Origin of the sequence: Bradyrhizobium barranii subsp. apii, assembly GCF_011516635.5 — a bacterium.
GTDB classification, from domain to species: domain Bacteria; phylum Pseudomonadota; class Alphaproteobacteria; order Rhizobiales; family Xanthobacteraceae; genus Bradyrhizobium; species Bradyrhizobium barranii.
This window is the reverse complement of the sequence record NZ_CP096255.1, coordinates 8,431,513-8,455,262: the sequence shown is the minus strand read 5'-3', so window position 1 is coordinate 8,455,262 and position 23,750 is coordinate 8,431,513. Positions and strand designations below refer to the sequence as shown.

Annotated in this window: 24 protein-coding genes; 17 read left to right on the top strand and 7 right to left on the bottom strand. The window is 64.7% G+C overall.

All coding sequences use genetic code 11. The features are described 5' to 3' along the window. The first annotated feature begins 7 nt into the window (after positions 1-7). The 6 genes from HAP41_RS40550 to HAP41_RS40525 all read left to right on the top strand — a co-directional run bounded on the left by HAP41_RS40550 (position 8) and on the right by HAP41_RS40525 (position 5,218). On the top strand, positions 8-1,144 hold the full coding sequence (locus tag HAP41_RS40550) for an NAD(P)/FAD-dependent oxidoreductase (RefSeq protein ID WP_166079973.1): 1,137 nt from the start codon (positions 8-10) through the stop codon (positions 1,142-1,144). Positions 1,145-1,173: 29 nt separating this feature from the next. After that, positions 1,174-1,470, top strand: coding sequence for a (2Fe-2S)-binding protein (locus HAP41_RS40545; RefSeq protein WP_063981059.1), 297 nt, complete (start codon positions 1,174-1,176; stop codon positions 1,468-1,470). Beyond that, on the top strand, positions 1,467-2,885 hold the full coding sequence (locus HAP41_RS40540; RefSeq protein ID WP_166079974.1) for an FAD/NAD(P)-dependent oxidoreductase: 1,419 nt from the start codon (positions 1,467-1,469) through the stop codon (positions 2,883-2,885). The genes HAP41_RS40545 and HAP41_RS40540 overlap by 4 nt, the downstream gene beginning before the upstream one ends. Next, a complete protein-coding gene (locus HAP41_RS40535) occupies positions 2,882-4,003 on the top strand; it encodes an NAD(P)/FAD-dependent oxidoreductase (RefSeq protein WP_135214738.1) in 1,122 nt (373 codons plus the stop codon). The genes HAP41_RS40540 and HAP41_RS40535 overlap by 4 nt, the downstream gene beginning before the upstream one ends. A 12-nt stretch (positions 4,004-4,015) precedes the next feature. After that, positions 4,016-4,363 carry a RidA family protein gene (locus HAP41_RS40530; protein WP_166079975.1) on the top strand — a complete coding sequence of 116 codons (348 nt, stop codon included), beginning with the start codon at positions 4,016-4,018 and terminating at the stop codon, positions 4,361-4,363. Between the two features lie 135 nt (positions 4,364-4,498). After that, complete coding sequence (locus HAP41_RS40525; protein ID WP_063981063.1) at positions 4,499-5,218, top strand: hypothetical protein; 720 nt, start codon at positions 4,499-4,501, stop codon at positions 5,216-5,218. On the opposite strand, the gene HAP41_RS40520 is transcribed toward HAP41_RS40525, so the two are convergent. Continuing rightward, entirely contained in the window at positions 5,208-6,053 is an 846-nt protein-coding gene (locus HAP41_RS40520; RefSeq protein WP_175617996.1) for a tetratricopeptide repeat protein, read from the bottom strand. The genes HAP41_RS40525 and HAP41_RS40520 overlap by 11 nt on opposite strands. Positions 6,054-6,092: 39 nt before the next feature. Continuing rightward, a complete protein-coding gene (locus HAP41_RS40515) occupies positions 6,093-6,260 on the bottom strand; it encodes a hypothetical protein (RefSeq protein WP_155257924.1) in 168 nt (55 codons plus the stop codon). Between the two features lie 23 nt (positions 6,261-6,283). Between HAP41_RS40515 and HAP41_RS40510 the strand changes: the two genes are divergently transcribed. Next, positions 6,284-7,879 carry an ABC-F family ATP-binding cassette domain-containing protein gene (locus HAP41_RS40510; RefSeq protein WP_166079976.1) on the top strand — a complete coding sequence of 532 codons (1,596 nt, stop codon included), beginning with the start codon at positions 6,284-6,286 and terminating at the stop codon, positions 7,877-7,879. Positions 7,880-7,904: 25 nt separating this feature from the next. Here HAP41_RS40510 and HAP41_RS40505 read toward each other — a convergent pair whose 3' ends face one another. Beyond that, positions 7,905-9,239 (bottom strand): dicarboxylate/amino acid:cation symporter, encoded by a 1,335-nt coding sequence (locus tag HAP41_RS40505; RefSeq protein ID WP_071909716.1) that lies wholly within the window; start codon positions 9,237-9,239, stop codon positions 7,905-7,907. Positions 9,240-9,401: 162 nt separating this feature from the next. Between HAP41_RS40505 and HAP41_RS40500 the strand changes: the two genes are divergently transcribed. Beyond that, positions 9,402-10,721, top strand: coding sequence for a solute carrier family 23 protein (locus tag HAP41_RS40500; protein ID WP_135214742.1), 1,320 nt, complete (start codon positions 9,402-9,404; stop codon positions 10,719-10,721). 74 nt (positions 10,722-10,795) lie between these two features. Continuing rightward, on the top strand, positions 10,796-11,632 hold the full coding sequence (locus tag HAP41_RS40495) for an SDR family oxidoreductase (RefSeq protein ID WP_135214743.1): 837 nt from the start codon (positions 10,796-10,798) through the stop codon (positions 11,630-11,632). Between the two features lie 52 nt (positions 11,633-11,684). Here HAP41_RS40495 and HAP41_RS40490 read toward each other — a convergent pair whose 3' ends face one another. Then, the gene (locus tag HAP41_RS40490) at positions 11,685-12,047 is read right to left on the bottom strand and encodes a DUF1488 family protein (RefSeq protein ID WP_224580606.1); all 363 of its coding nucleotides are present in this window, start codon (positions 12,045-12,047) and stop codon (positions 11,685-11,687) included. Between the two features lie 255 nt (positions 12,048-12,302). Here HAP41_RS40490 and HAP41_RS40485 point away from each other — a divergent pair, with 255 nt between their 5' ends. The 6 genes from HAP41_RS40485 to HAP41_RS40460 all read left to right on the top strand — a co-directional run bounded on the left by HAP41_RS40485 (position 12,303) and on the right by HAP41_RS40460 (position 18,353). Then, positions 12,303-12,602: a hypothetical protein gene (locus tag HAP41_RS40485; protein WP_224580607.1), complete on the top strand. Its 300-nt coding sequence runs from the start codon at positions 12,303-12,305 to the stop codon at positions 12,600-12,602. 10 nt (positions 12,603-12,612) lie between these two features. Then, positions 12,613-13,017, top strand: coding sequence for a hypothetical protein (locus HAP41_RS40480; protein WP_063981068.1), 405 nt, complete (start codon positions 12,613-12,615; stop codon positions 13,015-13,017). A 75-nt stretch (positions 13,018-13,092) separates the two neighbouring features. After that, positions 13,093-13,464 carry a signal transduction histidine kinase gene (locus HAP41_RS40475; RefSeq protein WP_166079977.1) on the top strand — a complete coding sequence of 124 codons (372 nt, stop codon included), beginning with the start codon at positions 13,093-13,095 and terminating at the stop codon, positions 13,462-13,464. A 185-nt stretch (positions 13,465-13,649) separates the two neighbouring features. Next, a complete protein-coding gene (locus tag HAP41_RS40470; RefSeq protein ID WP_028151461.1) occupies positions 13,650-14,471 on the top strand; it encodes an NAD-dependent protein deacetylase in 822 nt (273 codons plus the stop codon). A gap of 133 nt (positions 14,472-14,604) precedes the next feature. Beyond that, a complete protein-coding gene (locus HAP41_RS40465) occupies positions 14,605-16,689 on the top strand; it encodes a hydantoinase/oxoprolinase family protein (protein WP_166079978.1) in 2,085 nt (694 codons plus the stop codon). 2 nt (positions 16,690-16,691) lie between these two features. Next, positions 16,692-18,353, top strand: a complete 1,662-nt coding sequence (locus tag HAP41_RS40460) for a hydantoinase B/oxoprolinase family protein (RefSeq protein WP_166079979.1) — start codon at positions 16,692-16,694, stop codon at positions 18,351-18,353. A gap of 24 nt (positions 18,354-18,377) precedes the next feature. On the opposite strand, the gene HAP41_RS40455 is transcribed toward HAP41_RS40460, so the two are convergent. The 3 genes from HAP41_RS40455 to HAP41_RS40445 all read right to left on the bottom strand — a co-directional run bounded on the left by HAP41_RS40455 (position 18,378) and on the right by HAP41_RS40445 (position 21,358). Further along, a complete protein-coding gene (locus HAP41_RS40455; protein ID WP_175617997.1) occupies positions 18,378-19,547 on the bottom strand; it encodes an alpha/beta fold hydrolase in 1,170 nt (389 codons plus the stop codon). A gap of 23 nt (positions 19,548-19,570) precedes the next feature. Beyond that, on the bottom strand, positions 19,571-20,983 hold the full coding sequence (locus tag HAP41_RS40450; RefSeq protein WP_166079981.1) for a DUF4403 family protein: 1,413 nt from the start codon (positions 20,981-20,983) through the stop codon (positions 19,571-19,573). A gap of 105 nt (positions 20,984-21,088) precedes the next feature. Beyond that, on the bottom strand, positions 21,089-21,358 hold the full coding sequence (locus HAP41_RS40445; RefSeq protein ID WP_166079982.1) for a hypothetical protein: 270 nt from the start codon (positions 21,356-21,358) through the stop codon (positions 21,089-21,091). A 229-nt stretch (positions 21,359-21,587) separates the two neighbouring features. Here HAP41_RS40445 and HAP41_RS40440 point away from each other — a divergent pair, with 229 nt between their 5' ends. Then, entirely contained in the window at positions 21,588-23,306 is a 1,719-nt protein-coding gene (locus tag HAP41_RS40440) for a pyrroloquinoline quinone-dependent dehydrogenase (RefSeq protein ID WP_166079983.1), read from the top strand. A gap of 89 nt (positions 23,307-23,395) precedes the next feature. Beyond that, positions 23,396-23,737 carry a c-type cytochrome gene (locus HAP41_RS40435; protein ID WP_135214749.1) on the top strand — a complete coding sequence of 114 codons (342 nt, stop codon included), beginning with the start codon at positions 23,396-23,398 and terminating at the stop codon, positions 23,735-23,737. Positions 23,738-23,750: the final 13 nt, after the last annotated feature.

Genomic DNA, 23,750 nt, shown 5'->3' with positions numbered 1-23,750 from the left:
GAAATTTATGTCAGGAGACTACGACGTCGCTGTGGTCGGCGGCGGACTGCTCGGCTCCGCCATTGCCTGGGGCCTCGGCCGGCTCGGCAAGCGCGTGGCCGTGCTCGACGAAGGCGACATCACCAAGCGCGCCTCGCGTGCGAATTTTGCGCTGGTCTGGGTCCAGAGCAAGGGCCTCGGCATGCCCGCCTATACCGTCTGGACCGTGCAGGCGTCACAAGCGTGGAGCCGGCTTGCCTCCGAGTTGAAACAACAGACCGGCCTCGATGTCTCGCTTCAGCAGAATGGTGGCTTCCATCTCACCCTCGGCGACGACGAATTCGGCCAACGTACCGAGCTGGTCAAGCGCATGCACAACCAGACCGGCGCTGCCGATTACAAGATGGAGATGCTCTCCGCCTCCGAGGTGAAGAAGTCGCTGCCGCTGATCGGGCCGGAAGTGTCCGGCGGCAGCTATTGTCCGCTCGACGGCCACGTCAATTCGCTGCGGACCTTCCGTGCCTTCCACACCGGCTTCAAGGCATTCGGCATCGACTATTTTCCGGAGCGCCCGGTCTCGGCGATCAGCAAGAGCGGTGGCGAATTCCGCCTGACCACGCCGAAGGGCGAACTGCGCGCCGCCAAGATCGTGCTCGCGGCCGGCAATGCCAACCAGACGCTGGCACCGATGGTCGGCCTCCACGCGCCGATGGGCCCGACCCGCGGCCAGATCGTGGTGACCGAGCGCACCATGCCGTTCCTGCCGCACCCGCTGACCACGATCCGCCAGACCGACGAGGGCACCGTGATGATCGGCGACAGCAAGGAGGACGAGCTCGACGATCGCACCCTGAAGCATTCCGTCAGCGCCGTGATGGCCGATCGCGCGCAAAGGATGTTTCCGCATCTGGCGCGGCTCAACGTGGTCAGGAGCTGGGCCGGCATCCGCGTCATGCCGCAGGACGGCTTTCCGATCTACGACCAGTCGGAGACGCATCCCGGCGCCTTCGTGGCCTGTTGCCATTCCGGCGTGACGCTCGCCTCCAACCACGCTTTCGAGATCGCGCGCATGGTCGCAGCTGGCGCGCTCGAGCCGGAGCTGGTCGGCGCGTTCTCGGCCAGCCGTTTCGGCGCCGCCGGTGCTGCGAACAACAGCGGCTATTAGAGATATCTCAAGGAGCCAAGAGGCATCCCATGTTTAGACGATCCGAACAGGACAAGCGACCGCAGGTCCAGATCTTCGTGGATGGCACGGCCATCGCGGCGCGTCAGGGGGACACCGTCTCCGCCGCACTGCTGGCCTCCGGCTGTGATGCGCGCCGTTCGACCGCAGTGAGCGGCGCGCCGCGTCTGCCCTATTGCATGATGGGGGTGTGCTTCGACTGCCTCGTCACCATCGACGGCGTCGGTAACCGCCAGGGCTGCCTGGTGCCCGTCGCCGAGGGCATGCAGATCGAGATTCAGAAGGGCAAGCGGGAGATCGGAAAATGACTGTGGCTCCCAAGCGCGAAGCTTATGACGTCGTGGTGATCGGGGCCGGGCCCGCCGGCCTCGCGGCCGCTGCGACGTCCGCCGAAGCCGGCCTGTCGACGCTGCTGCTCGACGAGAACATCGGCCCCGGCGGCCAGGTGTTTCGCGCCATCTCGTCCACGCCCGTGACCGACCGCAACCAGCTTGGCGCCGACTATTGGGTCGGTGCCGATCTCGTTCAGTCGCTCCGCGCGAGCCGCGCCGAGATTATCCACCGCGCCACCGTCTGGAGCCTCGACCGTAACCTCGAGATCGCCGTCTCGATCGGCGGTGCATCCGCTTTCCTCAAGGCGCAGCGCGTGATCCTTGCGACCGGCGCGCTGGAGCGGCCGTTCCCGATTCCCGGCTGGACCTTGCCGGGCGTGATGACCGCGGGCGCGGCGCAGACGATGTTGAAATCATCGGCGCTGGTGACGGACGGACGCACGGTGATCGCGGGGCAGGGGCCTCTGCTCTGGCTGCTCGCCGCGCAGATTTTGCGCCTCGGCGGCCGCATCGATCGCATCCTCGACACCACCGAGCGAGGCAACTACTTCGCCGCGTTGCCGCATGCCTTCGCCTTCCTGACCTCGCCCTATTTCACCAAGGGCCTGTCGATGATGCGCGAGGTGAAGGCGAAGGTGCAGGTCGTCTCAGGTGTGACCGAGCTCTCGGCATCCGGTGATGGCCAGCTCGCGAATGTGAGCTATGTCGCCGGCGGCAAGCGCGAGACGATTCCGGCGGACCTGTTGCTGCTGCATCAGGGCGTCGTGCCCAACGTCAATCTGGCGATGTCGGCCGGAATCGAGCATCGCTGGGATGATCTGCAATTGTGCTGGTCGCCGGTGTTAGACGCGAGCGGCAATTCGTCGGTCGCGGGCATCGCGATCGCTGGTGACGGCGCCGGCATCGGTGGTGCCAATGCGGCTGTGGTCCGTGGCCGCATCGCGGCGCGCGCGGCGGTGGAGGCATTGGCGCCTGCGGTTGTGACAAAACTTGCGCCGATGGCGACGCTCCGCGCCGATCTCGCCAAGGCCGAGCGCGGCCGCGTCTTCCTCGACACGCTGTTCCGCCCCGCGCCGCAGTTCCGCATTCCCTCGGGCGACACCATCGTCTGCCGCTGCGAGGAAGTCACCGCGAAGGACATTCTCGATGCCGTCGCCATTGGCGCGACTGGCCCGAACCAGCTCAAGGCCTATCGCCGCACCGGCATGGGGCCGTGCCAGGGCCGGCTCTGCGGCCTCACGGTCACCGAGTTGATGGCGCAGGCGCGGGGCAAGACGGCACAGGAGATCGGCTATTACCGGCTGCGCGCGCCGGTCAAGCCGATCACGCTCGCCGAGCTCGCCTCCGTCCCGAAGAGCGAGGCCGACGTCAAGGCGGTGGTGCGCGGATGACCCAAAACGTGGATGCGATCGTCGTCGGCGGCGGCATCCACGGATGCTCGACCGCGCTGCATCTGTGCCTCGCCGGCATGAAGCCGGTGCTGATCGAGAAAGACTACGCCGGCCGCCATGCTTCCGGCGTCAATGCCGGCGGCGTCCGCCAGCTCGCGCGCCACATCCCGGAAATCCCGCTCTCGATCCGCTCGATGGGGATCTGGGAGAAGATCACCGATCTCCTCGACGACGATTGCAGCTTTGAGAGTTACGGTCAGGTTCTCGTCGCGGAGAACGAGGAGGAGCTCGCGGTCTGCCGCGCGCGGGTCGCCGAGCTGAACGCGCTTGGCTTCACCCATGAAGAGCTGATCGACGCGACTGAATTGCGGCGGCTGGTGCCGGCCGTGGCTGAGACATGTCCGGGCGGCGTGGTGTCGCGCCGCGATGGGGCCGCCAATCCGGCGCAGACAACGACGGCGTTCCGGCGCAAGGCCGAGCAGCTCGGCGCGACCGTGCGCGAGGGCATGGCGGCCAGCAACATCCGTCAGAGCGGCGGCCTCTGGCACGTCGATGTCGGCACTGAAACCTTTGCCGCGCCGGTGCTCGTCAATGCCGCCGGCGCCTGGGCCGGAAACATTGCGGCCGCACTCGGCGAGCCCGTTCCGGTCGAGACCGTGGCGCCGATGCTGATGATCACCTCGCGCGTGCCGCACTTCATCGACCCCGTCGTGATCCTGCGCGGGCGCAAACTGTCCTTCAAGCAATTCTCCAACGGCACCGTGCTGATTGGCGGCGGCCATCTGGCGACGCCCTATCAGGATCGCAACGAGACCGTGCTGGACTGGAAGAGCCTCGCGATCAGCGCGCGCACCGTGTTCGAGCTGTTCCCGGTGATGCGCAGCGCGACGATCGTCCGCGCCTGGGCCGGCATCGAGGCGAAGATGAAGGACGATATCCCCGTGTTCGGACCAAGCAGCCGCCACAAGGGCCTCTATCATCAGTTCGGCTTCTCGCTGCACGGTTTTCAGCTCGGCCCCGGCGCCGGTGCCGTGATGGCCGAGTTGATCGTCAATGGCGGCACCCAGACCCGAATCGGCGATCTCGGCATCGGCCGTTTCCATCCTTCCACGCTCTAAGAAGAGGACATCATGAGCATCACCCGCAGCATCCGCACGCCCATCATGCACCGCGCCGTCGAGGCCAACGGCTTCGTCTTCATCGGCGGTACCATCGCCGACGACACTTCCGTGTCCATGGGCGACCAGACCCGCAACATCCTCGGCAAGATCGCCGGCTATCTGAAGGAAGCCGGCACCGACAGGTCGCGCGTCGTCAGCACCTCGATCTTCGTCACGGATCTTTCCAAGAAGAAGGAGATGGACGCGGTCTGGACCGAATTCTTCGGTGACAACCTACCGGCGCGCGCCACGGTCGGCGTTGCCGATCTCGGCGGCGGTGCATTGATCGAGGTGGTGGTCACTGCGCTCAAGGGCTGATTGCGCTCTTCTCACGGGCCCGTGAAGAGAGCCGTCGATCCGAACATGACGAAGATGTAATGGTCTGGATTAGCTGCGGCGCTTTGACGCGCCGCAGTTTCCGTTTATCAGTAGGGGACTCGGCTGGAATGCCCAATGTCCTCGCAGAATAATAACAACAAGCTCGCGATCAAATTTCGCTGCCCCGGAGAACTCGAAGGCCTGCTGCCGCAGCCGGTGCCGGCGAATCTCGGCGTTCCCGACTGGCTCAAGGCGATGCCGACCACGGCCTTCAGTGCCCTCAATCAGCAGGATGACGAGACGGTTAAGCGCTGCCCGCCGTTCATCGACGCGATGACATGCGGTTTCCTGATCCCGCTAATCTGCGATATCAGGGTCGAGGATGGCGAGATCAGCTGGGACAACGACATCCCGCCCGGCGGTGAGATCGATTTTCCGCGCTCGCCGATCAGCTTTCACGATCAGGGCCAGCTCACCGGCTCGCCGCTGTTCGAGGCCGATCGCTTCGTCATCAAGTTTCACAATCTCTGGACCATCGAGGCGCCGGAAGGCTATTCGCTGTTCTTCACCCATCCGGTCAATCGCTTCGACCTGCCGTTCATCACGCTGAGCGGCCTCGTCGATTGCGATCGCTATCGCGACAGCTGGATCCACTTTCCGGCGCATTGGCACAATACGGGCTTTCGCGGCGTGCTGCCCAAGGGCACACCGATCGCGCAATGCATTCCGGTCAAGCGTGAGGATTGGACGCGGCAGACCTCGGCCTTCACCGAGGATGAAGCGCAGAAGGTCCACGCCCTGCGCGCCGCGCTGAAGCGCGAGCCGGGTCTGTACCGGCGGAAATTCAGGGCGTAGCCCGCTCGGGCCTGGCTCCCAGGAATTTCGCCGCGGCGCTCGGGCGGAAGAAGAAGCGGCCGTGCGACGAGGCGGCGAGTGTGAGGGCGGCGCGGCTGAGCATCTGCGGCCGTCCGCCATACACGGACCGCAGCGCCGCCTCGCCGCCATCGCGTTCGCCCATCTCCATCAGGCAGATCGCGAGATTGGCGCGGGAGAGAGCGTCGTCCGGGCGAAGCCCGAGCGCGTGACGGTAGGTGTCGGCGGCCTCCGCATAGGCGCCGTCGAGAAGCTCGGCCCAGCCAAGTTCGGTCAGGATACCGGTGCGTCCCGGCCCGATCGCGCGCGCCGCGGTCAGCACGGTACGCGCTTTGGCGCGATTGTTATTCCGGACATGCATGCGGCCAAGGTCGAGTTGCAGATCGACGCTGGCCGGGGCGAGCGCGAGGGCTTGCTCGATCATCCCGACCGCCTCGCCAACCTCGCCGGCGTTCGCAAGCTGGCCCGCCAGCTCCTGGAACGCGGGCAGATAGGGCGGACGGCGCGCTGTGGTTCGCCGCAGTTGCGCCAGTCCATCGCTTCTGCGCCGCGCGGCACACAGCACATGGCCGAGCAGCGTCTCGATTTCGGGATCGCTATTGCGCTTCGCGGCTTTCTCCAGCGGCGCAATCGCCTCCTCCGCACGCTCCTGGCCGAGCAGGGCATGGGCGAGGATCAGCACGGCATTCCGGTCGGTGCGATTTGATTTCAGGGCTTCGGTCGCAAGCTGCCTTGCAATGTCGAACTGCTTTGCACGTAGCGCCAGAAAGGCTTGCTGAAGCAGTTGGGCGAGGGGGCTATTCGGCTTGCCGCTCAAGAGATGGCCTCTTGGTTGAGACACGTTGTTTTTTGCCCCTTACCGCATGCCCCATGCAGCGTCCATCAACAGCTTCGTGATGCTTTGCTGATTGGCGCGGACGCGTCGCACGGAATGCGCCTTGATCTCGGCGCCCGGCGGGATTATCAGCGAGACATCAATCAGGAGTTTCGCATCCATGGATTTCACCCCGACCGCAACGCCCATCCGCCTTGCTCACGGGGAATTCCATGCCTGCATCGATCATTCTGTCGAACCTCTCGCTGTCCACGCCTGACGGCCGTCCTCTCCTTTCCGACCTCAACCTGACATTTGGTGCCGAACGGGCTGGTCTCGTCGGCCGCAACGGCGTCGGCAAGACAACGCTGCTTGCTGCGATCACCGGAGAGCACATTCCCCAAGCGGGACGCGTTCTCGTGAGCGGAACCGTGGGAATGCTCCGCCAGGACGTCCAGCTTCCTGCGGGCGCCGCGGTGATCGATCTGTTCGGCGCGCGCGCAGCGCTGGAGCTGCTTCGCCGTGCCGAGCGGGGCGATGCATTCGCCGACGAAGTCACCGACGTCGACTGGACGCTTGAAGCGCGGCTTGCGTCCGCGCTCGCGCGTGTCGGGTTCGATCCTGATACCGACACGGAGCTGGATCGTTTGTCGGGCGGGCAGATCACGCGGATCCGTCTGGCCGCGCTGGTCTTCGCCGAGCCGGACTTCCTGCTGCTCGATGAGCCCACCAACAATCTCGATCGGGATGGACGTAAGTCAGTGGTCGACCTGCTCGCAGGCTGGCGGGGCGGGGCGATCGTCGTCAGTCACGACCGCGACCTGCTCGAGACCATGGATGCCATCGTCGAGATGACATCGCTCGGGGCAAGACGGTACGGCGGCAATTGGAGCAGTTACCGCGAGCAGAAGGCCATCGAGCTCGCCGCCGTCAGGCACGACCTTGCGCATGCCGAGAAGCATCTCGCCGAGATCGACGGCAAGGCGCAGGAGGCGGCGGAACGCAAGGCGCGCAAGGACAGCGGCGGCAGGAAGAAGCGCGCCAAGGGCGACATGCCGCGCATTCTCGCCGGTGCACGCAAGGACCGCAGCGAGGACAGCGGCGGAAAGACCGCGCAGATCGCCGAGCGGCGGCGCGCGGAGGCGATCGAGGCCGTCGACACGGCTCGCCGGCGCGTCGAGATTCGCCAGCCGCTGTCGGTCAAGCTGCCCCCGACCGGCCTGCCGGCGGGCAGGGAGGTGGTATGGCTCGATCGCGTCAACGCCGGCTATCAGCCGGAGCAGCCGGTCCTGCGCGATCTCTCACTCACGCTCGTCGGCCCGGAGCGCGTCGGGGTCGTCGGGCCGAATGGTTCCGGCAAGACAACGTTGCTCAAGCTCGTCACAGGCGAGTTGCGCCCGTTCGCGGGCACCGTGCGGGTCAGGCCGGACTTCGCGGTGTTCGACCAGAAGGTCAGCCTGCTCGATCCCGCGATCTCCATCCTGGACAATTTCGGGCGTCTCAATCCGAAAGCGAGCGCGAACGAGTGCCATGCTGCTCTGGCCCGGTTCGCGTTTCGCGCCGATGCCGCCTCGCAGATCGTGGGGAGCCTGAGTGGCGGACAGCTGTTTCGTGCGGGCCTCGCCTGCGTTCTAGGCGGGTCGACGCCGCCGTCCCTGCTCATCCTGGACGAGCCGACCAATCACCTCGACATCGACTCGATCGAAGCCGTCGAGGCAGGCTTGAGGGCCTATGACGGCGCGCTGCTCGTGGTCAGTCACGACGAGGCGTTCCTGCAGGCGATCGAGATCGCGCGCAGGGTCGAGCTGGTCGCCAACGCGACTCTCTGAGGCTCTACCGGCTGCGTGGCGCGGCCTACGAGGCCGCGCTGCCGCCCGGTTCCAGCGCCTCGCCCATCTCCAGCGGATGAGCCATGGTCTCGTGCAGAGCCTCGCGATCGAGCTCGCCTTCGGAGATGCTGATGACGACGCAGGCGATACCGTTGCCGATCAGGTTGGTCAGCGCGCGGCACTCGCTCATGAACTTGTCGATCCCGACCAGGATCGCGATCGACTGGATCGGGATGTCGGGAACGATCGAGAGCGTCGCGGCAAGCGTGATGAACCCGGCGCCGGTCACGCCCGAGGCGCCCTTCGAGGTGATCATGGCGATGCCGAGAATGCCGAGCTCCTGCCAGATCGTCAGATGGGTGTTGGTCGCCTGCGCGAGGAACAGCGTCGCCAGCGTCATGTAGATGTTGGTGCCGTCGAGGTTGAAGCTGTAGCCGGTCGGAATGACGAGGCCGACCACCGAGCGCGAGGCGCCGAGATGCTCCATCTTCTGGATCATCTGCGGCAGCACCGTTTCCGACGAGGAGGTGCCGAGCACGATCAAGAGTTCGTCCTTGATGTAGGCGATGAAGCGCAGGATCGAGAAGCCGGAGAGCCGCGCGATCGAGCCCAGCACGATCAACACGAACAGGATGCTGGTGAGATAGAACGTGCCGATCAGGGCCGCGAGGTTGAGCAGCGAGCCGAGGCCGTAGGCGCCGACGGTGAACGCCATCGCGCCGAACGCGCCGATCGGCGCCACGCGCACGATGATGCGGATGATGCCGAAGAACATTTTCGCGGCCTTGTCGATCGCCTCCGCGATCGGCTCGCCGGCCTTGCCGAGGAAGGCGATGGCGAAGCCCGACAGGATCGAGATCAGCAGCACCTGAAGCAGGTCGCCGCGCGCGATCGCGCCCACATAGCTGTCGGGAATGATCGCCATCAGATGGGCGACGATGCCTTCCTCCTTGGCCTTGGTGACGTAGGTCGCGACCGACTTCGGATCGATCGTGGCGGGATCGATGTTGAAGCCGTGCCCGGGCTGGAGAATCTCGCCGACGAGCAGGCCGATGGCGAGCGCGACGGTCGAGACCGTCTCGAAATAGATCAGCGACTTCAGCCCGACCCGGCCGACGCGCTTGAGGTCGCCCATCGAGGAAATGCCGTGCACCACGGTGCAGAAGATCACAGGCGCGATCATCATCTTGATCAGCGCGATGAAGCCGTCGCCGAGCGGCTTCAGCTCCTTGCCGAGATCAGGATAGAAATAGCCGATGAGCACCCCGAGTGCGATCGCGATCAGGACCTGGATGTAGAGGATCTTGTACCAGGGCTGATGCCGGCGATGGACGGCTGGCTGGATCGCGACTTGTGTCATAGTGTGTGCCCCGGAACGCATTGATTTTGATTCTGCAAGATCTGGATTTTGCAAGCTTTGAATCTTGCATGACTCGCATCATGTGATGGTCGCCGCAGAAGCGACAATCACATTTTTGTCGGATCGCACGAAGATCAGTCGCTGCACCGCAACGGGGGGAATATGACAACCACGATGGGCTCGGACGCGCAGCCGCAGAGCTATTTTCCGCGCTGGAAATTCAAGGCCTCGGGCGTGATCATGCCGGAGGAACGGCTGTCATGGGGCCAGACCGTCGTCTCCGGTCTCCAGCATTGCGTCGCAATGTCGGGCTCGACGATCATCGCGCCGTTGCTGATGGGGTTCGATCCCAATGTTGCGGTCCTGTTCTCCGGCATCGGCACGCTGATCTTCTTCGTCATCGTCGCCGGGCGCGTGCCGAGCTATCTCGGCTCGAGCTTCGCGTTCATCGCCGTCGTCATCGCCGCCACCGGCTATGCCGGGCAGGGGCCGAATCCAAATCTCTCCGTCGCGCTCGGCGGCATCGTTGGCGCCGGCGTGCTCTACGGTGTGATCGCGCTGATCGTGATGTGGTCCGGCGTTGGCTGGGTCGAGCGCCTGATGCCGCCGGCCGTCACCGGGGCCGTGGTCGCCGCGATCGGCCTCAATCTCGCGCCCGTGGCGGTCAAGGCGGTGAGCGTCAACGCGTTCGACACCTGGATCGGGCTCGCGACGGTTCTGATCATCGGCGTGGTGGCCGTTGCCGCTCCAGGCCTGTGGCGCCGCCTGCCGATCATCCTCGGTGCGATCGGCGGATATCTCCTGTACCTGCTGTTCGCGAACGGCCTCGGCTTCGGCAAGCCGATCGACTTCGCGCAGCTCGCGGCCGCGCCGTGGTTGGGCATGCCAAGCTTTACCACGCCGACCTTCCAGGCCGATGCAATCTTTCTGATCGCGCCGGTTGCGGTCATCCTCGTCGCCGAGAACCTCGGTCACATCAAGGCCGTCGGCGCGATGACGGGCCGGAGCCTCGATGGCTATCTCGGCCGCGCCCTGTTCGCCGACAGCCTCGCGACCATCGTGGCGGCCTGCGGCGGCGGCACCGGCGTCACCACCTATGCCGAGAACATCGGCGTCATGGCGGCGACGAAGGTCTATTCGACACTGTTGTTTGCATTCGCGGCCACGGTCTCGATCCTGCTCGGCTTCTCGCCGAAGTTCGGCGCACTGATCCTGTCGATTCCCGGCCCCGTCATCGGCGGCCTCTCGATCGTGCTGTTCGGATTGATCGCCGCGATGGCCGGACGGATCTGGGTCGAGAACAAGGTGGATTTCGCCAATCCTGCGAACCTGATCACCGTCGCCGTGGCGCTGACCGCGGGCGCCGGCGACCTCACGTTCAAATTCGGCGCGTTTACGATCGGCGGGATCGGCACGGCGACCTTCGGCGCCATCATTCTCTACCAGATCCTGACCTCGCCGCTCGCGCGCCGCGCCGGGTGAATCCCTGCGATGCGCAAGCGGGATGGAACAAAACGCCGGTTCCGTCCATGATGAAGCATCCCCGGAGAAAGCTCATGCCGCAGACCGATCGCTCGACCCCGTTTTCCTCCCGCCTCGTCGGCCAATACGCGCTGGTGACCGGTGCCTCGCAAGGCATCGGCCGCGCCATCGCCATTCGGCTCGCGCAGGAGGGCGCGACCGTCGCCATCAACTATGTCGATCACCCCGAGAGGGCCGAGGAGACGCTCGCGCTCGCAAGGACAGGATCGGCTGACCGCGGCCACGGCAAGCTCGATCATGTCGTCGTCAGGGCCGATGTCAGCAATGAGCAGGAGGTCGCCGCGATGTTCGAGACAGTGCTTTCGCGCTGGAAGCGGCTCGACTGTCTCGTCAACAATGCCGGCTTCCAGCGGGAGTCGCCGAGCGAGGCGCTCGACATCGACACCTACCGCCGCATCATCGACGTCAATCTCAACGGCGCCGTGGTCTGCGCGCAGAAGGCGCTTGCCCATTTCGTCGCGCGCGGCGGAGGCGGCAGCATCATCAACTGCTCCAGCGTCCACCAGATCATCCCGAAGCCGGGCTATCTCGCCTATTCGATCAGCAAGGGCGGCATCGCCAATCTGACGCGCACGCTGGCGCTGGAATTCGCCGGCCGCGGCATTCGCGTCAATGCGGTCGGCCCGGGCGCGATCGACACGCCGATCAACGCGGCCTGGACCGGTGATCCCGTCAAGCGCGGCGTCGTCACCAGCCACATTCCGCTGGGACGGGTCGGCACGCCGGAAGAGATCGCCGCCGTGTTCGCCTTCCTCGCCTCGGATGACGCCAGCTACATCACGGGCCAGACCATTTACGCCTGCGGAGGCCTGACGCTGTTCCCCGAGTTTCGCGAGAACTGGGCGAGCTAGAAACGTGGATTCACGACCGAAGCCACGAACTCATCACCCCGTGCCGACCGCTTCAAAAATCTCCCGCGAGCAGGTCGTAGGAGCCCCGGCTGCCGCGGACATACTTTTTGGCCGCAGCGGCACATATCAAGTCGCGGTTGGAATCGAACGCGATCAGAAATCCCGATTCGCTGGAATGGGTACCCGGTTGAATCCGCTTCAATGCGTCTTCGTCGATGAAGAACGAGGCCTCGATGGCGCTGTCGTGTCCCCAGAACCGCACGGCATGCCGCGTCCGGTCATACGAGCGGCTGTGATTTGGAAAGTCGATCATGGTCAGGCCGATCAGGTTGCAGGTGCCGCGCGCCAGCCTTTTCGCCGTTTGAGTCGGGGCTCGCCGGGTGGCCGACGCTCGACCCGCGTACGTCAGGAACACGGACGTTCCGTCCAGACGAAGACGCGCCGGTTGCGCCTCTCTCAAATGAAGATTTGGCAACAGGGCAGCAATCCGATTCAATGCCGATCGCGACAAATAGTTTCTTGATAAGCCTCGCTATTCGGCGAAGGGATCACTACATACAGTTTATCACCGCGCGCCCCTCGGCTGTCATCGGTGACTGAGAGCATTGCGCTCCCGCCGGAACCAACAGGCGGTCAGTATGTCGGATTCCCCTAGATTCAGCCTTCGCGAGTGGCTCGTACCTCCGGTCTTGCTGCCGGTTTTCTTCGTGGTGTTGATCGCCGCATCGATGCTCATACAATGGTAGCCGGTCTTGGCGTGCCTTCGCCATCGGCTCAAGCAAGCAGCTCGTCAGAATCGATCCCGGCCTCTTTGGCTTGCGAGTTGAGCGCCAGGGCGATCAACGCCCTCGACCTTGCCCGCAAGATGCCGTCGGGAGACAAGCGCACGGTGGCAATGCGCCGGGCAGCGATTCTCGGAAATGCCGCTGAAATCCTCACGTATTTCTCGGCGGCGAAGGATCGCTGTTGAAGGAGTCCGCATGTTTAAATTTCTGCAGTATCGTGCAAAAGCGGCCGCGTATGGCGAACTGGCGAGGAATTCGCCCGGCAAAGCTGATACGCGCAAATTCGAGCAACTGCAGGACAGCCACACATCGCGCGCGGACAACGAGCAGATGCTCGCGGACCAATACGTGGATGCAGTCAATGCCGGGGGGACGGAGCGACTGCGCGGCGCAGCCCTCGCGGCGGAGGAAGAGCGCGTTTTGCGTTGTCTCGGTGCGGCCGTCATCATGCAATGGAATTCATTGCCGACGACGCTCCAGCGGGAGATCTTCGACACGGCCGGATCGGTTGGGACATTGCTGGATACGGCGGCGCTCCGTGGGCAGATTGCCCGGTTTCTTCACAAGCATAGGCACGACGCCGATCCCGCCAAGATCTGACGCGTGACGTGTTCGGGGGCGGAGCGAGAGGCGCGGTTCGCAAAGCATACGGACGCAAGCAACAGGAGGATCCCGATGGCACTGACAAAATTCCGTATCGATGAAGAGCCGCATGCCATGGACGGGCTGCGGCTTCTTGCCCAGGAAGGCACGGGAGAAATCGAGGCGTTCGTCAGTCGCAAGGTGATGGACGTTTGGGCTGAATCGATCGAGCATAGTGGCGGACGTCAGAGTTTGTTCCGGAAGCAATACAACGCGCTTGGGAAACGGAACTTTGCCGCGCTTGAGCGCATCGTGAGCGCCAAATACCAGCGGGGCACCGCGTTCAACCGTCAGCATCCGTTTGTCGAGGTGTTGTTCTCGGACATTGCGGAAAGCGGGGAGACCTTGAATCTCAGCGAACTGGTGCGCGAGCCGTTGCCGCCGGCATTTCACCGGCGCGCCTGATCCGATTGGAACGCCGCCCGGTAGCGGTCACTGGTTTGCCAATGTGCCCCGTCATGAATATGGGAGGCGTGGAGGCTCTGGCCGACCTGCTCGGGCTGACGCAGGCCAAAAGCTGATCGCCGGCTTCGAGCTGCTGGCGCGGGAGTGATCTGGCAAAACGACACGGCGTGAACTACATCTGCGCCATGGCAAACCCTCCGCAGGCAAACCGTTCGCTCGAAGATTTCGTCGGCCGGCACGAACGTCTGTTCGTGCTGACCGGCGCCGGCTGCAGCACCAATTCGGGCATTCCCGATTATCGCGACAGCCACGGCAACTGGAAGCGGACCCAGCCGGTCAATTTTCAGGCCTTCATGTCGGAAGAGCCTACGCGCCAGCGCTATTGGGCGCGCAGCCTGATCGGCTGGCGGCGGTTCGGCCAGGCGAGGCCGAACGATGCGCATCATGCGCTCGCCCGTCTCGAGGCGAGCGGGCGCTGCGAGATGCTGCTGACCCAGAACGTCGACCGGTTGCATCAATCCGCCGGCCACCGGCAGGTGATCGACCTGCATGGCCGGCTCGATCTGGTGCGCTGCATGGGCTGCGGAGCGAAGACCCCGCGCAACGAATTCCAGGATAGGCTCGGCCGTGCCAATGCGGAATGGCTGACGCTCGACGCCGCCGATGCGCCTGATGGTGACGCCGATCTCGAGCATGCGGATTTTTCCTCGTTCAAGGTGCCCGCCTGCGAAGCCTGCGGCGGCATCCTCAAGCCCGACGTCGTGTTCTTCGGCGAGAACGTCCCGCGCGATGTGGTCGCCACCGCGCAGGATCATCTGGCGCAGGCCGACGCCATGCTGATCGTCGGCTCCTCGCTGATGGTCTATTCCGGATTCCGCTTCGTGCAGGCTGCCGCGAACCGGCAGATCCCGATCGCCGCGGTCAATCTCGGACGCACCCGCGCCGACGATCTCCTCACGCTCAAGGTCGAGGAGCGCTGCGAGGCGGCGCTTGCATTCCTGCTCTGAGCGCGTGGGCCGCACCCTTCTACCGCATAGGTGCCACGCAAAACGGCTCGGACGCTTCACCCCGGGCGTTGTCGCTGGTATGAAAATTGCTGCGGTTTTCGCACAGTTTGTCGATCAGCACGGAGAATTTGGAATGCTTGAGGGAGCCGAGGTGCGGCTTGCCGTTGATATCGGTGGCACGTTCACCGACATCGTGCTGGACGTGGGGCAGGATCGCAAGACGCGCAAGGTGCTGACGACGCCGCAGCGGCCGGAGCAGGCGGTGCTGGATGGCATGCGTCTCATCCTCACTGACGCGCGCGCGCATATGAGCGACATCGACGTCTTCATTCATGGCACGACGCTCGCGACCAATGCGATCATCGAGCGCCGCGGTGCCAAGACCGCGCTGATTGCGACCAACGGCTTTCGCGACGTGCTCGATATCGGCACCGAGAGCCGTTATGACCAGTACGATCTCAGCATCGACAAGCCGAGGCCGCTGGCGCCGCGGTCGCTCCGCTTCACCGTGCCGGAGCGGATCGACGCGCACGGCGCCGTTCGCCTCCCGCTGGACGAGGCGGCAGTACGTGCACTCGCGCCAAAATTGCGCGCGCTGAACGTCGAGAGTGTCGCGATCGCCTTCCTGCACTCCTACGCCAATCCCGAGCACGAGCGCCGCACGGCCGCGATCCTCAGTGAGGAGATGCCTGGCATCTCCGTGACCGTGTCCTCTGCGGTGTGTCCGGAGATCCGTGAATACGAGCGCACGTCCACCGCGGTCGCCAACGCCTATGTGCAACCCCTGATCGACGGCTATCTCGCCCGCATGGCGGATGCCTTGCAGGTCGAGCAGTTCCGCGGCGCGATCTATCTCGTCACCTCCGGCGGCGGCGTCACCTCGATCGAGACGGCGCGGCGCTTTCCGGTGCGCCTCGTCGAGTCCGGTCCCGCCGGCGGCGCGATCTTCGCGGCGCAGATCGCAGCGCGGCTCGGCGAGAGCAAGGTGCTGTCCTTCGACATGGGCGGCACGACCGCAAAAATCTGCCTGATCGAAAAATACCAGCCCGAGACCTCGCGCGTGTTCGAGGTCGATCGCGCGGCGCGCTTCCTGAAGGGCTCCGGCCTGCCGGTGCGCATCCCCGTGATCGAGATGGTCGAGATCGGCGCCGGCGGCGGCTCGATCGCGCATGTCGATGCGATGAAGCGTGTCACTGTCGGCCCCGAGAGCGCCTCGTCGGAGCCGGGACCTGCCTGCTACGGCCGCGGCGGCCAGCGTCCGGCCGTGACGGATGCGGACGTAGCCCTCGGTATGATCGATCCTGATGCCTTTGCGGGCGGCACGATCAAGCTCAGCCCGGAGCTTTCGAAGGCGGCGCTGTTGCGCGCCGTCGGTGAACCGTTGGGCCTGTCGGCGGAAACCGCGGCCTATGCCGTGCACGAGGTCGTCTGCGAGAACATGGCGAGCGCGGCGCGCGTGCATGCGGTCGAGCGCGGCGAGATCGTCGGGCAGCACACGCTGATCGCCTTCGGTGGTGCCGCGCCGCTGCATGCGGCGCGCGTCGCCGAGAAGATCGGCGTCTCGCGGGTGATCGTGCCCTCGAATGCCGGCGTCGGCTCGGCCGTCGGCTTCCTGGCTGCTCCCATTGCCTACGAGCTGGTGCGCAGCCGCCATGTCCGCCTCGATGATTTCGACACCGAGGGGGTCTCGGAGCTGCTCCAGGAGATGGTGACTGAAGCGCGCGCGCTGGTGGAGCCGGGCGCGGCCGGTGCGCCGGTGCGCGAACGCCGTGCAGCCTTCATGCGCTATGTCGGCCAGGGCCACGAGATCTCGGTCGAGCTGCCAAACCGGCGGCTGACATCGGCCGATCTCGCCGGCCTGCGCCAGAAGTTCGAGGCGGACTATTCGGCGATGTTCGAGCGGCCGATCCCGGGCGCCGCGATCGAGGTTCTGAGCTGGTCGGTGCTCGCGACCACCGATGCGCACAATCCTTCTGTCGTCGCTTCCGTCGCGCGCAAGCCCGCCGGCAAGGCCTCGGGCAGCCGCAAATTCTTCGACGGACGCGCGGGGGAAGTGATCGAGATCCCGCTCTATCGCCGCGAGGACATGGCACCGGGCGCGACCATTGCGGGTCCCGCCGTGATCGCCGAGGACGAGACGTCCACCTTCGTCTCTAACAGTTTTGACGCTCATATCGACGGTGCCGGCAGCATCGTCATGGAACGAAAGGCGGCCTGATCATGAGCAAGGCAAATGGCGCGAGCCTGATCGACCTCCAGATCATGTGGCACCGGCTGATCGCCGTGGTCGAGGAGCAGGCGCAGGTGCTGCTCCGCACCGCCTTCAGCCCGATCGTGCGCGAGTGCGGCGATCTCTCGGCCGGCGTGTTCGACCTCAGGGGGCGGATGTTGGCGCAGGCGGTGACCGGCACGCCCGGCCACGTCAACTCGATGGCGGAATCGGTCAAGCACTTCATTGCGCATTTCCCGATCGAGACGATGAAGGAAGGCGACGCCTACATCACCAACGATCCCTGGATGGGCACAGGTCACCTTAACGACTTCGTCGTCACCACGCCCTGCTTCAAGGACGGCAAGCCGGTCGCGCTGTTCTCCTGCACCAGCCACCTCATGGACATCGGCGGCATCGGGTTCGGTCCTGACGCGACCGACGTGTTCATGGAGGGGCTGTACATCCCCATGCTCAAGCTGATCGACCAGGGCGTCGTCAACGAGACGCTGATGGCGATGATCCGCACCAACACGCGACTGCCGATCGACACCGAGGGCGACACCTATTCGCTCGCCGGCTGCAACGATGTCGGCTGCGAGCGGCTGGTCGAGATGATGACCGAGTTCGAGATCGACACGCTCGACGAGCTCGGCGACTATATCTGCGACCGCTCGCGCGAGGCCGTGCTGGCCGAGATCGCAAAACTGCCGAAGGGCAGCTGGCACAACACCATGGTCGTCGACGGCTACGATGCGCCGGTGACGCTCGCGGCGACGCTGACGATCTCCGAGACGGGCATCCACGTCGATTTCGACGGCACCTCGGCCGCCTCGAAGTTCGGCATCAACGTGCCCCTGTCCTACACCACGGCCTACACCGTGTTCGGCCTCGGCTGCGTCGTCGCCTCGCAGATCCCGAACAATGCCGGCTCGCTGTCGCCGCTGACGGTGTCGGCTCCCGCGGGCGCGATCCTGAATGCGCCGAAGCCGGCGCCCGTGGCGTCGCGTCACATCGTCGGACAGATGCTGCCGGACGTGGTGTTCGGCTGCCTGCGCCAGATCATTCCCGAGCGCGTACCCGCGGAAGGCACCTCGTGCCTGTGGAATCTCAACGTTCGCGGACAGACCCGCTCAGGTGCCGGCGGCAACTACGGGTTCTCGATGGCGGTGACCAGCAATGGCGGCACCGGCGCGCGCTTTGCAAAGGACGGGCTGTCGGCCACCGCCTATCCCAGCGGCGTGCGCGGCACGCCGGTCGAGATCGCGGAGACGCAAACGCCGCTGATCTTCTGGCGCAAGGAGCTTCGCCCGGATTCCGGCGGCGCCGGGCGCACCCGCGGCGGTCTCGGCCAGATCATCGAGGTCGGCAGCGGCATCGATGCGCCCTTCGACATCCTCGCTGCATTCGATCGCATCGATCATCCGCCGCGCGGCCGCGACGGCGGTCGGAACGGTGAGGCCGGCTATGTCGGCCTGAAGTCTGGACAGAAGATGCGCGGCAAGGGTTTTCAGACCGTACCGCCGGATGACCGGCTGGTGGTGATGACGCCGGGCGGTGCCGGCATCGGCGCGCCCACCGAACGCGAGCGCACGGCGGTCAACGACGACATCGAGAGCGGCCTGGTGTCTGCCGACAATGCGGCCGCCCTGTACGGATACGCGCGGAGATAGCGCCACCGCATCGACTGCGGCCGTTTACTGGCCGCAGTCATTCGGCGCCGGCTTCCCGGCAAAGCGGTCGGTCATCCAGTTCACCGCGGCCATGGTGCTCGCCTGCGCGGCGCGGCCGTGTCCGATGTTGGGAAGCGTGACCATTTTCACGGGGCTGCCCGCCTTGCACAGCCGGCCCATATAGGCGCGCGTCACCGCGGGCCGGATGATCTGGTCGACAGTCCCTTGAGCGAGGAACACTGGCATGCCGGCGGGCAATGTGCCGACGCTGTTCTTCTCCAGCAGCGAGCGCCATGGCTCGCGCTTGGTCGGATCCGGCACGGTCAGAAAATATTGCTGGAGCGGCCGCTCGGTCCGTTGCCGGATGAAGATATCGAAGGGACCTTCGATGCATTCGCGCGCCAGCCGGTCGATCACCGGCAGTGCGCGCGGATCGACGACACCGTCGAGCGGGGCGTCGTAGACGCGATGCCATGACCACAGCGTCATCGCTGTGATGTTCTTGCCGCCGACTGAGTTGATGTCGTCGCTCATCAGCGTGGCGAGATCCGTCGCGGGCGCCGCAGCGGCAACGCCGAGCAGATGGAGATCGGGCGCATAGGTCGGCGCCAGCTGCCCGGCAAACAGCACAGCCTGTCCGCCCTGCGAGTGTCCCCACAAGGCAAAATCCTTAACCCCGCCGGCGCCCGGCAGATCGCGCGCGACGCGCACGATGTCGAGCACGGCGCGGCCCTCGCTCTCGCCGACGAGATAGGGATGCGGACCCGGCGTGCCGAGCCCGGGATAGTCGGTCGCCGCGACGATGTAGCCACGCGCCACCATCGAGCGCAGTCCCTGGATCTGCTGGAACAGGAAGATCGCGAGCGACGGCGCGCAGCGCGGCACAATGCCTGACGTTGGATGCGCCCAGGCCACGATTGGGCGGCCGTCGGGCGGCGGTGGGCCCTGCGGCACGATGACGACGCCGGAGACGAGAATGGGTTCACCCTTCAATCCGGTCGATCGGTAGAGCACGCGAAAGGCCGATGCGCCGAGCGGCGCGCCATCCATCGGCTCCTGTCGCACCAGGCTGCCAGGCGGTCCGTCCGCAAGCGATGCCGGTGCGTCGTAAAATGCCGATTGCGCGTGGGCAGTCACGATGCCGGCGGCGAACATGACGAGTGCGGCCATCAGAGCGCGGGCGGCGACAAGCATTTGCGATCCGCTCCAGCGCACGATCACATCCCGTACAGGATTTTCAGCTCACCGCTCGCGCGCAGCGCGAGTGTGATCCCGTCGGCAAGCAGCAAGGCCTTGTCGAACTGCACCGAGGAGAGCTTGCCTTCCATACGGAAGCCGTCCTTGAGCGGACGCGTCAGCCGCTGGTTCGCCGCCATCAGCAGGTTCTGGTAGGAGACGCCATAGTCAATGTTCACGGCCTGCTTCAATTGCGCGACGATCGACTGCAAGCCGGGGTTTGCCTCTCCGTCCTGCGCGGCGAGATCGAGATCGGCGAGCGCGACGCTCTTGCTGGTATCGTCCACCTTCAGTGCGCCGGAGAGATAGCTCCATTGGCCTGCATTGGGGTCGCTGTCCGACGTCTTCGCAAGACGCAGACCGATCACAAGCTTGCCCGCCGACGGATAGACCTGAACCTCGCGCAACGCGCTGTCTTGCGCCGGCAGGGCGGCGATCGCCTGGCTGATCTTGTCCTTGATCGCGTCATAGCCGAGCCGGACCGGAAGGATGACGTCGAACGTTCCCGGCGCGGTCACGTCGTTGCCAAGCGGCGGCAGCGATGTCGGGGTGACGCTCGCACCCTGCTGCCCAATCGACGTCACGGCGCTGCCGGAGAGTTCGAGCGAGCCGGACAACACCTTGTCGTTGGCCCGCACGCCGGCAAATGCGGCAGCTTGCGGCGTCACTTGCAGCCAGACCGGCGGCTCGTCGGCGAGCTTCATCGGTTCGAACGCATGGGTCCAGGCAGCGGCCGCCTTGTCCCGCAGATTGAGTTTCCTTGCCGCGGCCAGCGCACGTGATCGCACGCGCGCGAGCTGCGTACGGATGCGCGGCTCGACGTAGGGCGCAAGATCGACCTCGCGGCCGAGCACGTGCAAATAAGGTGCTTCGCTCCAGTGGAAGGAGTCGCTGAAATTCAGGTCGAGCGACCAGTCCTTGCGCAGCGCGGGCCGTGCCTCGGCCTCGATCGTCGCGCGCGCTTCGGTCTGGCCGCGGATGCGCGCGGTGAAGCGGTTGGCGCCCTGGCCTTCGGCCGCGCCGTAGATCGAGACTGCACCATAGACGCGGTCGCCGCGGCCATAGAGTGAGACGCCGCTGGTGCGATTGACGAAGCCAAACACGTCGCAATTGGCGTTGACACGGAACATCAGTACGCGGCGGTGCACGCAGTTGACGCGCTCGTCGATGGTGGCAAGCCGCTTGGGGATATCCTGCTCGATCGCCTTGGCGAGCGCGGGAAGACCGAACTCGATGGTTGCGGACACCCGCGAGGTCGCGGCGAGCGGCGCCGGCGGATCGGGAGCGAGCGGCGGCTTGTCGGCGGCGTGCGCGGCTTGCGCGAGTGCGGTGAGGGCGAGCGCAACAAGCCCGGCACGTTTCGTCGAACGAACAATTCGCAAAGAAACGGGCATTCTTCTTATTCCAGCTTGGCCCTGCTTCGCGCCCAGGCCGCCGGCCGCGGGGCCATTCGGTCTTCAGAGCAAAATCGCGGAAGGAGAGGGCGGTCAGTGGATCAATTATTGCTTGTGTTCAATGGTCGCGTATCGCGGCACTTGTATGGCGCGGCGTCGCGCTTTGAGCAAGGCTTTGTATATCGCTCCGTTATGATGGCCGTTCTTGAATTGCTCAAAAGAGATTGACGCCGCCCCCGTCCAAATGATCACGCGATGAAGCTTCTCCGTGGGCGCTGCGACTTTTGAGTCCGAGATCTGCGGCCAAGACGAAACGGTCAGTGCAGCTGACGTTTCAAATTCGTGCTGCGCGTTAAATTCGCGCCGCTCGCGCATTCCATCTTTGCGCCCTCCCTCATCCGGCGTACTCTGTGAGAGCGAGCAGGAGTGCAACAGCAACCAGTCCAGGAAACGTAGCTCCTTTTGGCGATGTCCGCCGAGAGAGATCGAGAGCTGTTGGCAGCTCATATGCGATGGAGAACAACCGACACTTAGCGAGCTGCAAACATCCCTCGCAGCGTCTGCGAGACGCGAGTTCAACAAAACACAAAAGCGGGAGGAACGGATGAAGAAGCGTTGGTGTAATTCTGGTCTATCTCTTGTTGTCGGCGCGACACTTGCGGCGTCGGCGGCGTTGGCCCAATCCGTGGATACTGCCCGGATCGAGAACGCCGGTCAGAACGATTGGCTCACCTATCACGGTTCATACAAATCCCATCACTACAGCCCGCTCGCGCAGATCAATGCGAGCAACATCGGCAATCTGGGCGTAGCCTGGACGCACATTCCCGGACGATCGACGCGCGGCCTGCAGTCAATGCCGCTCGTGGCCGACGGCGTGCTCTATTATTCGGGTTCGTACAGCCGGGTCTTTGCGCTGAACGGCGCGACCGGCGAGGTCATCTGGTCGTTCTTTCCGGAACTCGATGAGGCGCTCATCAGCCGACAGACCCACTCGCCCTACAACCGCGGTGTAGCCCTTGGTGAAGGCAAGGTCTTCGTCGGTACGATGGATGGTCGTCTGTTCGGGCTCGATGCGAAGTCGGGAAAGGTTCTCTGGGAAACCAGGCTGATCGACTCGCAGAAGCTCACGGTCGGCTTCACTGGCGCGCCGCTTTACGCGAAGGGAAGCGTCATCATCGGCTCGCAGGGGGGTGAATGGCCGGGCCGTGGCCCGATCTTCGCTGTCGATGCCACCACCGGCAAGAAAAAGTGGGAGTTTCTGACGGTCGCGGGCACCGACGAGGCCATGAAGACCTGGGGCAACGATTCCTGGCGCACGGGCGGTGGCGGCGGCTGGATGCCGGGCACCTACGACTCCGAGACCAACTCCGTCCTGTGGGGCACCGCGAACCCGGCGCCGCTCTACGATTGGTCGGGCGCTGATTACAAGACGCAAGGTGCGCGTCCCGGCGACAATCTCTATACGAGTTCGGTCATCGCTCTCGATATCGATACCGGAAAGCTGAAATCCTACCATCAGGAACTGCCTCACGACGCCTGGGACTTCGACAGCGCCGTCGGCGAGTTCGTGATGCTTGAGCGCGATGGCCAGAAATACGTGGTTCATCCGAACAAGGGCGGCTTCGTCTTCGTCTACGACCGTAATCTTGGCGTGAAGAACGTCTGGCGGCTGGTTGAGAACATCAACTTCGTCAAGGATATCGATCCCAAGACGGGCGCGCTGATCGGCCGTCGCGATTTCCCTGTCGGGAAAGTCACTGAAGTACCGCTGTGTCCCTTCATTGGCGGCGGCATCAGCTGGAATGCCGGCTCGTACAACCCGAAGACCGGTCTTTATTACAAGATCGGCCAGGAATGGTGCATGACGCTGGATATTCAGAAGACGACGCCGGTCACCGCGCCTCAGGTCCAGCTCAATATCGGCGCCGACTTCAAGATGGTGCCGCCTCCGAGCGGCGAGATCTACGGACATCTCGACGCGCGCGACCCGATAACGGGCGCGAAGAAATGGGAGGTTCGCTTTCCCGAGCCGCCGCTTGGGAGCGTTTTGTCGACCGGGGGTAATCTTGTGTTCGTACCCGACTCCCGTGGCATCCTTCACGCCTACGATGCCGAAACCGGGGCCGAGTTGTGGAAGCACAACAACGGCACCGGCCACCAGGGCGGTATCGTCAGCTACTCCGTCGGCGGCAAGCAATATATCGCCGTGGCGGCCGGCTTCGGCGGCATGCTGGCGGACGAATATGCGCCAAACTTCGGCGGCGTCTACAAGAGCATGCCGCGTGACGACGGCGCCCTCGTCGTCTTCAGCTTGAAATAGTCTGTCTCAAACGATCTGCCGAGGAGCGGGTGCAAACCCGCTCCTCGGTCGATTGCAGCGGCCGGGCGTGATTCAGGAATGGAGCGGACGTGTTGAAACTGCATTTGAAGTCGCTTCCGGCGGTGCTGGGCGCTTCGTTGCTGTGCGTTGTGGTGGCTCGAGCTCAATCTGCCACGCCGGCGCCGGACAACGGGTCACTGGACGTCGAGCAGTTGTTCGCAGGCACCTGCGGCTTTTGCCACTCCGACGGCGGCCGGGCTGCTGGCAGGGGACCGCAACTGATGAATTCGCAACGAGACGACGAATTTCTGCACAACCGTATCAAGATCGGCAAGCAAGGTGCGATGCCGGCATTCGGCGAGAGCTTCAGTGACGCGCAGATCGACCAGATCGTCAAATATATCCGCGCCTTGAAGCCGCGCGAGGGCTGACCCGCCGGGACCT

Bases quoted from the DNA above. Each gene is read 5' to 3' on its own strand.
- HAP41_RS40540 (WP_166079974.1), top strand. From the start codon at position 1,467: ATGACTGTGGCTCCCAAGCGCGAAGCTTATGACGTCGTGGTGATCGGG.
- HAP41_RS40525 (WP_063981063.1), top strand. From the start codon at position 4,499: ATGTCCTCGCAGAATAATAACAACAAGCTCGCGATCAAATTTCGCTGC.
- HAP41_RS40440 (WP_166079983.1), top strand. From the start codon at position 21,588: ATGAAGAAGCGTTGGTGTAATTCTGGTCTATCTCTTGTTGTCGGCGCG.
- HAP41_RS40535 (WP_135214738.1), top strand. From the start codon at position 2,882: ATGACCCAAAACGTGGATGCGATCGTCGTCGGCGGCGGCATCCACGGA.
- HAP41_RS40450 (WP_166079981.1), bottom strand. From the start codon at position 20,983: ATGCCCGTTTCTTTGCGAATTGTTCGTTCGACGAAACGTGCCGGGCTT.
- HAP41_RS40495 (WP_135214743.1), top strand. From the start codon at position 10,796: ATGCCGCAGACCGATCGCTCGACCCCGTTTTCCTCCCGCCTCGTCGGC.
- HAP41_RS40550 (WP_166079973.1), top strand. From the start codon at position 8: ATGTCAGGAGACTACGACGTCGCTGTGGTCGGCGGCGGACTGCTCGGC.
- HAP41_RS40475 (WP_166079977.1), top strand. From the start codon at position 13,093: ATGGCACTGACAAAATTCCGTATCGATGAAGAGCCGCATGCCATGGAC.
- HAP41_RS40500 (WP_135214742.1), top strand. From the start codon at position 9,402: ATGACAACCACGATGGGCTCGGACGCGCAGCCGCAGAGCTATTTTCCG.
- HAP41_RS40530 (WP_166079975.1), top strand. From the start codon at position 4,016: ATGAGCATCACCCGCAGCATCCGCACGCCCATCATGCACCGCGCCGTC.
- HAP41_RS40545 (WP_063981059.1), top strand. From the start codon at position 1,174: ATGTTTAGACGATCCGAACAGGACAAGCGACCGCAGGTCCAGATCTTC.
- HAP41_RS40510 (WP_166079976.1), top strand. From the start codon at position 6,284: ATGCCTGCATCGATCATTCTGTCGAACCTCTCGCTGTCCACGCCTGAC.
- HAP41_RS40445 (WP_166079982.1), bottom strand. From the start codon at position 21,358: ATGCGCGAGCGGCGCGAATTTAACGCGCAGCACGAATTTGAAACGTCA.
- HAP41_RS40505 (WP_071909716.1), bottom strand. From the start codon at position 9,239: ATGACACAAGTCGCGATCCAGCCAGCCGTCCATCGCCGGCATCAGCCC.
- HAP41_RS40480 (WP_063981068.1), top strand. From the start codon at position 12,613: ATGTTTAAATTTCTGCAGTATCGTGCAAAAGCGGCCGCGTATGGCGAA.
- HAP41_RS40460 (WP_166079979.1), top strand. From the start codon at position 16,692: ATGAGCAAGGCAAATGGCGCGAGCCTGATCGACCTCCAGATCATGTGG.
- HAP41_RS40470 (WP_028151461.1), top strand. From the start codon at position 13,650: ATGGCAAACCCTCCGCAGGCAAACCGTTCGCTCGAAGATTTCGTCGGC.
- HAP41_RS40465 (WP_166079978.1), top strand. From the start codon at position 14,605: ATGCTTGAGGGAGCCGAGGTGCGGCTTGCCGTTGATATCGGTGGCACG.
- HAP41_RS40515 (WP_155257924.1), bottom strand. From the start codon at position 6,260: ATGGGCGTTGCGGTCGGGGTGAAATCCATGGATGCGAAACTCCTGATT.
- HAP41_RS40455 (WP_175617997.1), bottom strand. From the start codon at position 19,547: ATGCTTGTCGCCGCCCGCGCTCTGATGGCCGCACTCGTCATGTTCGCC.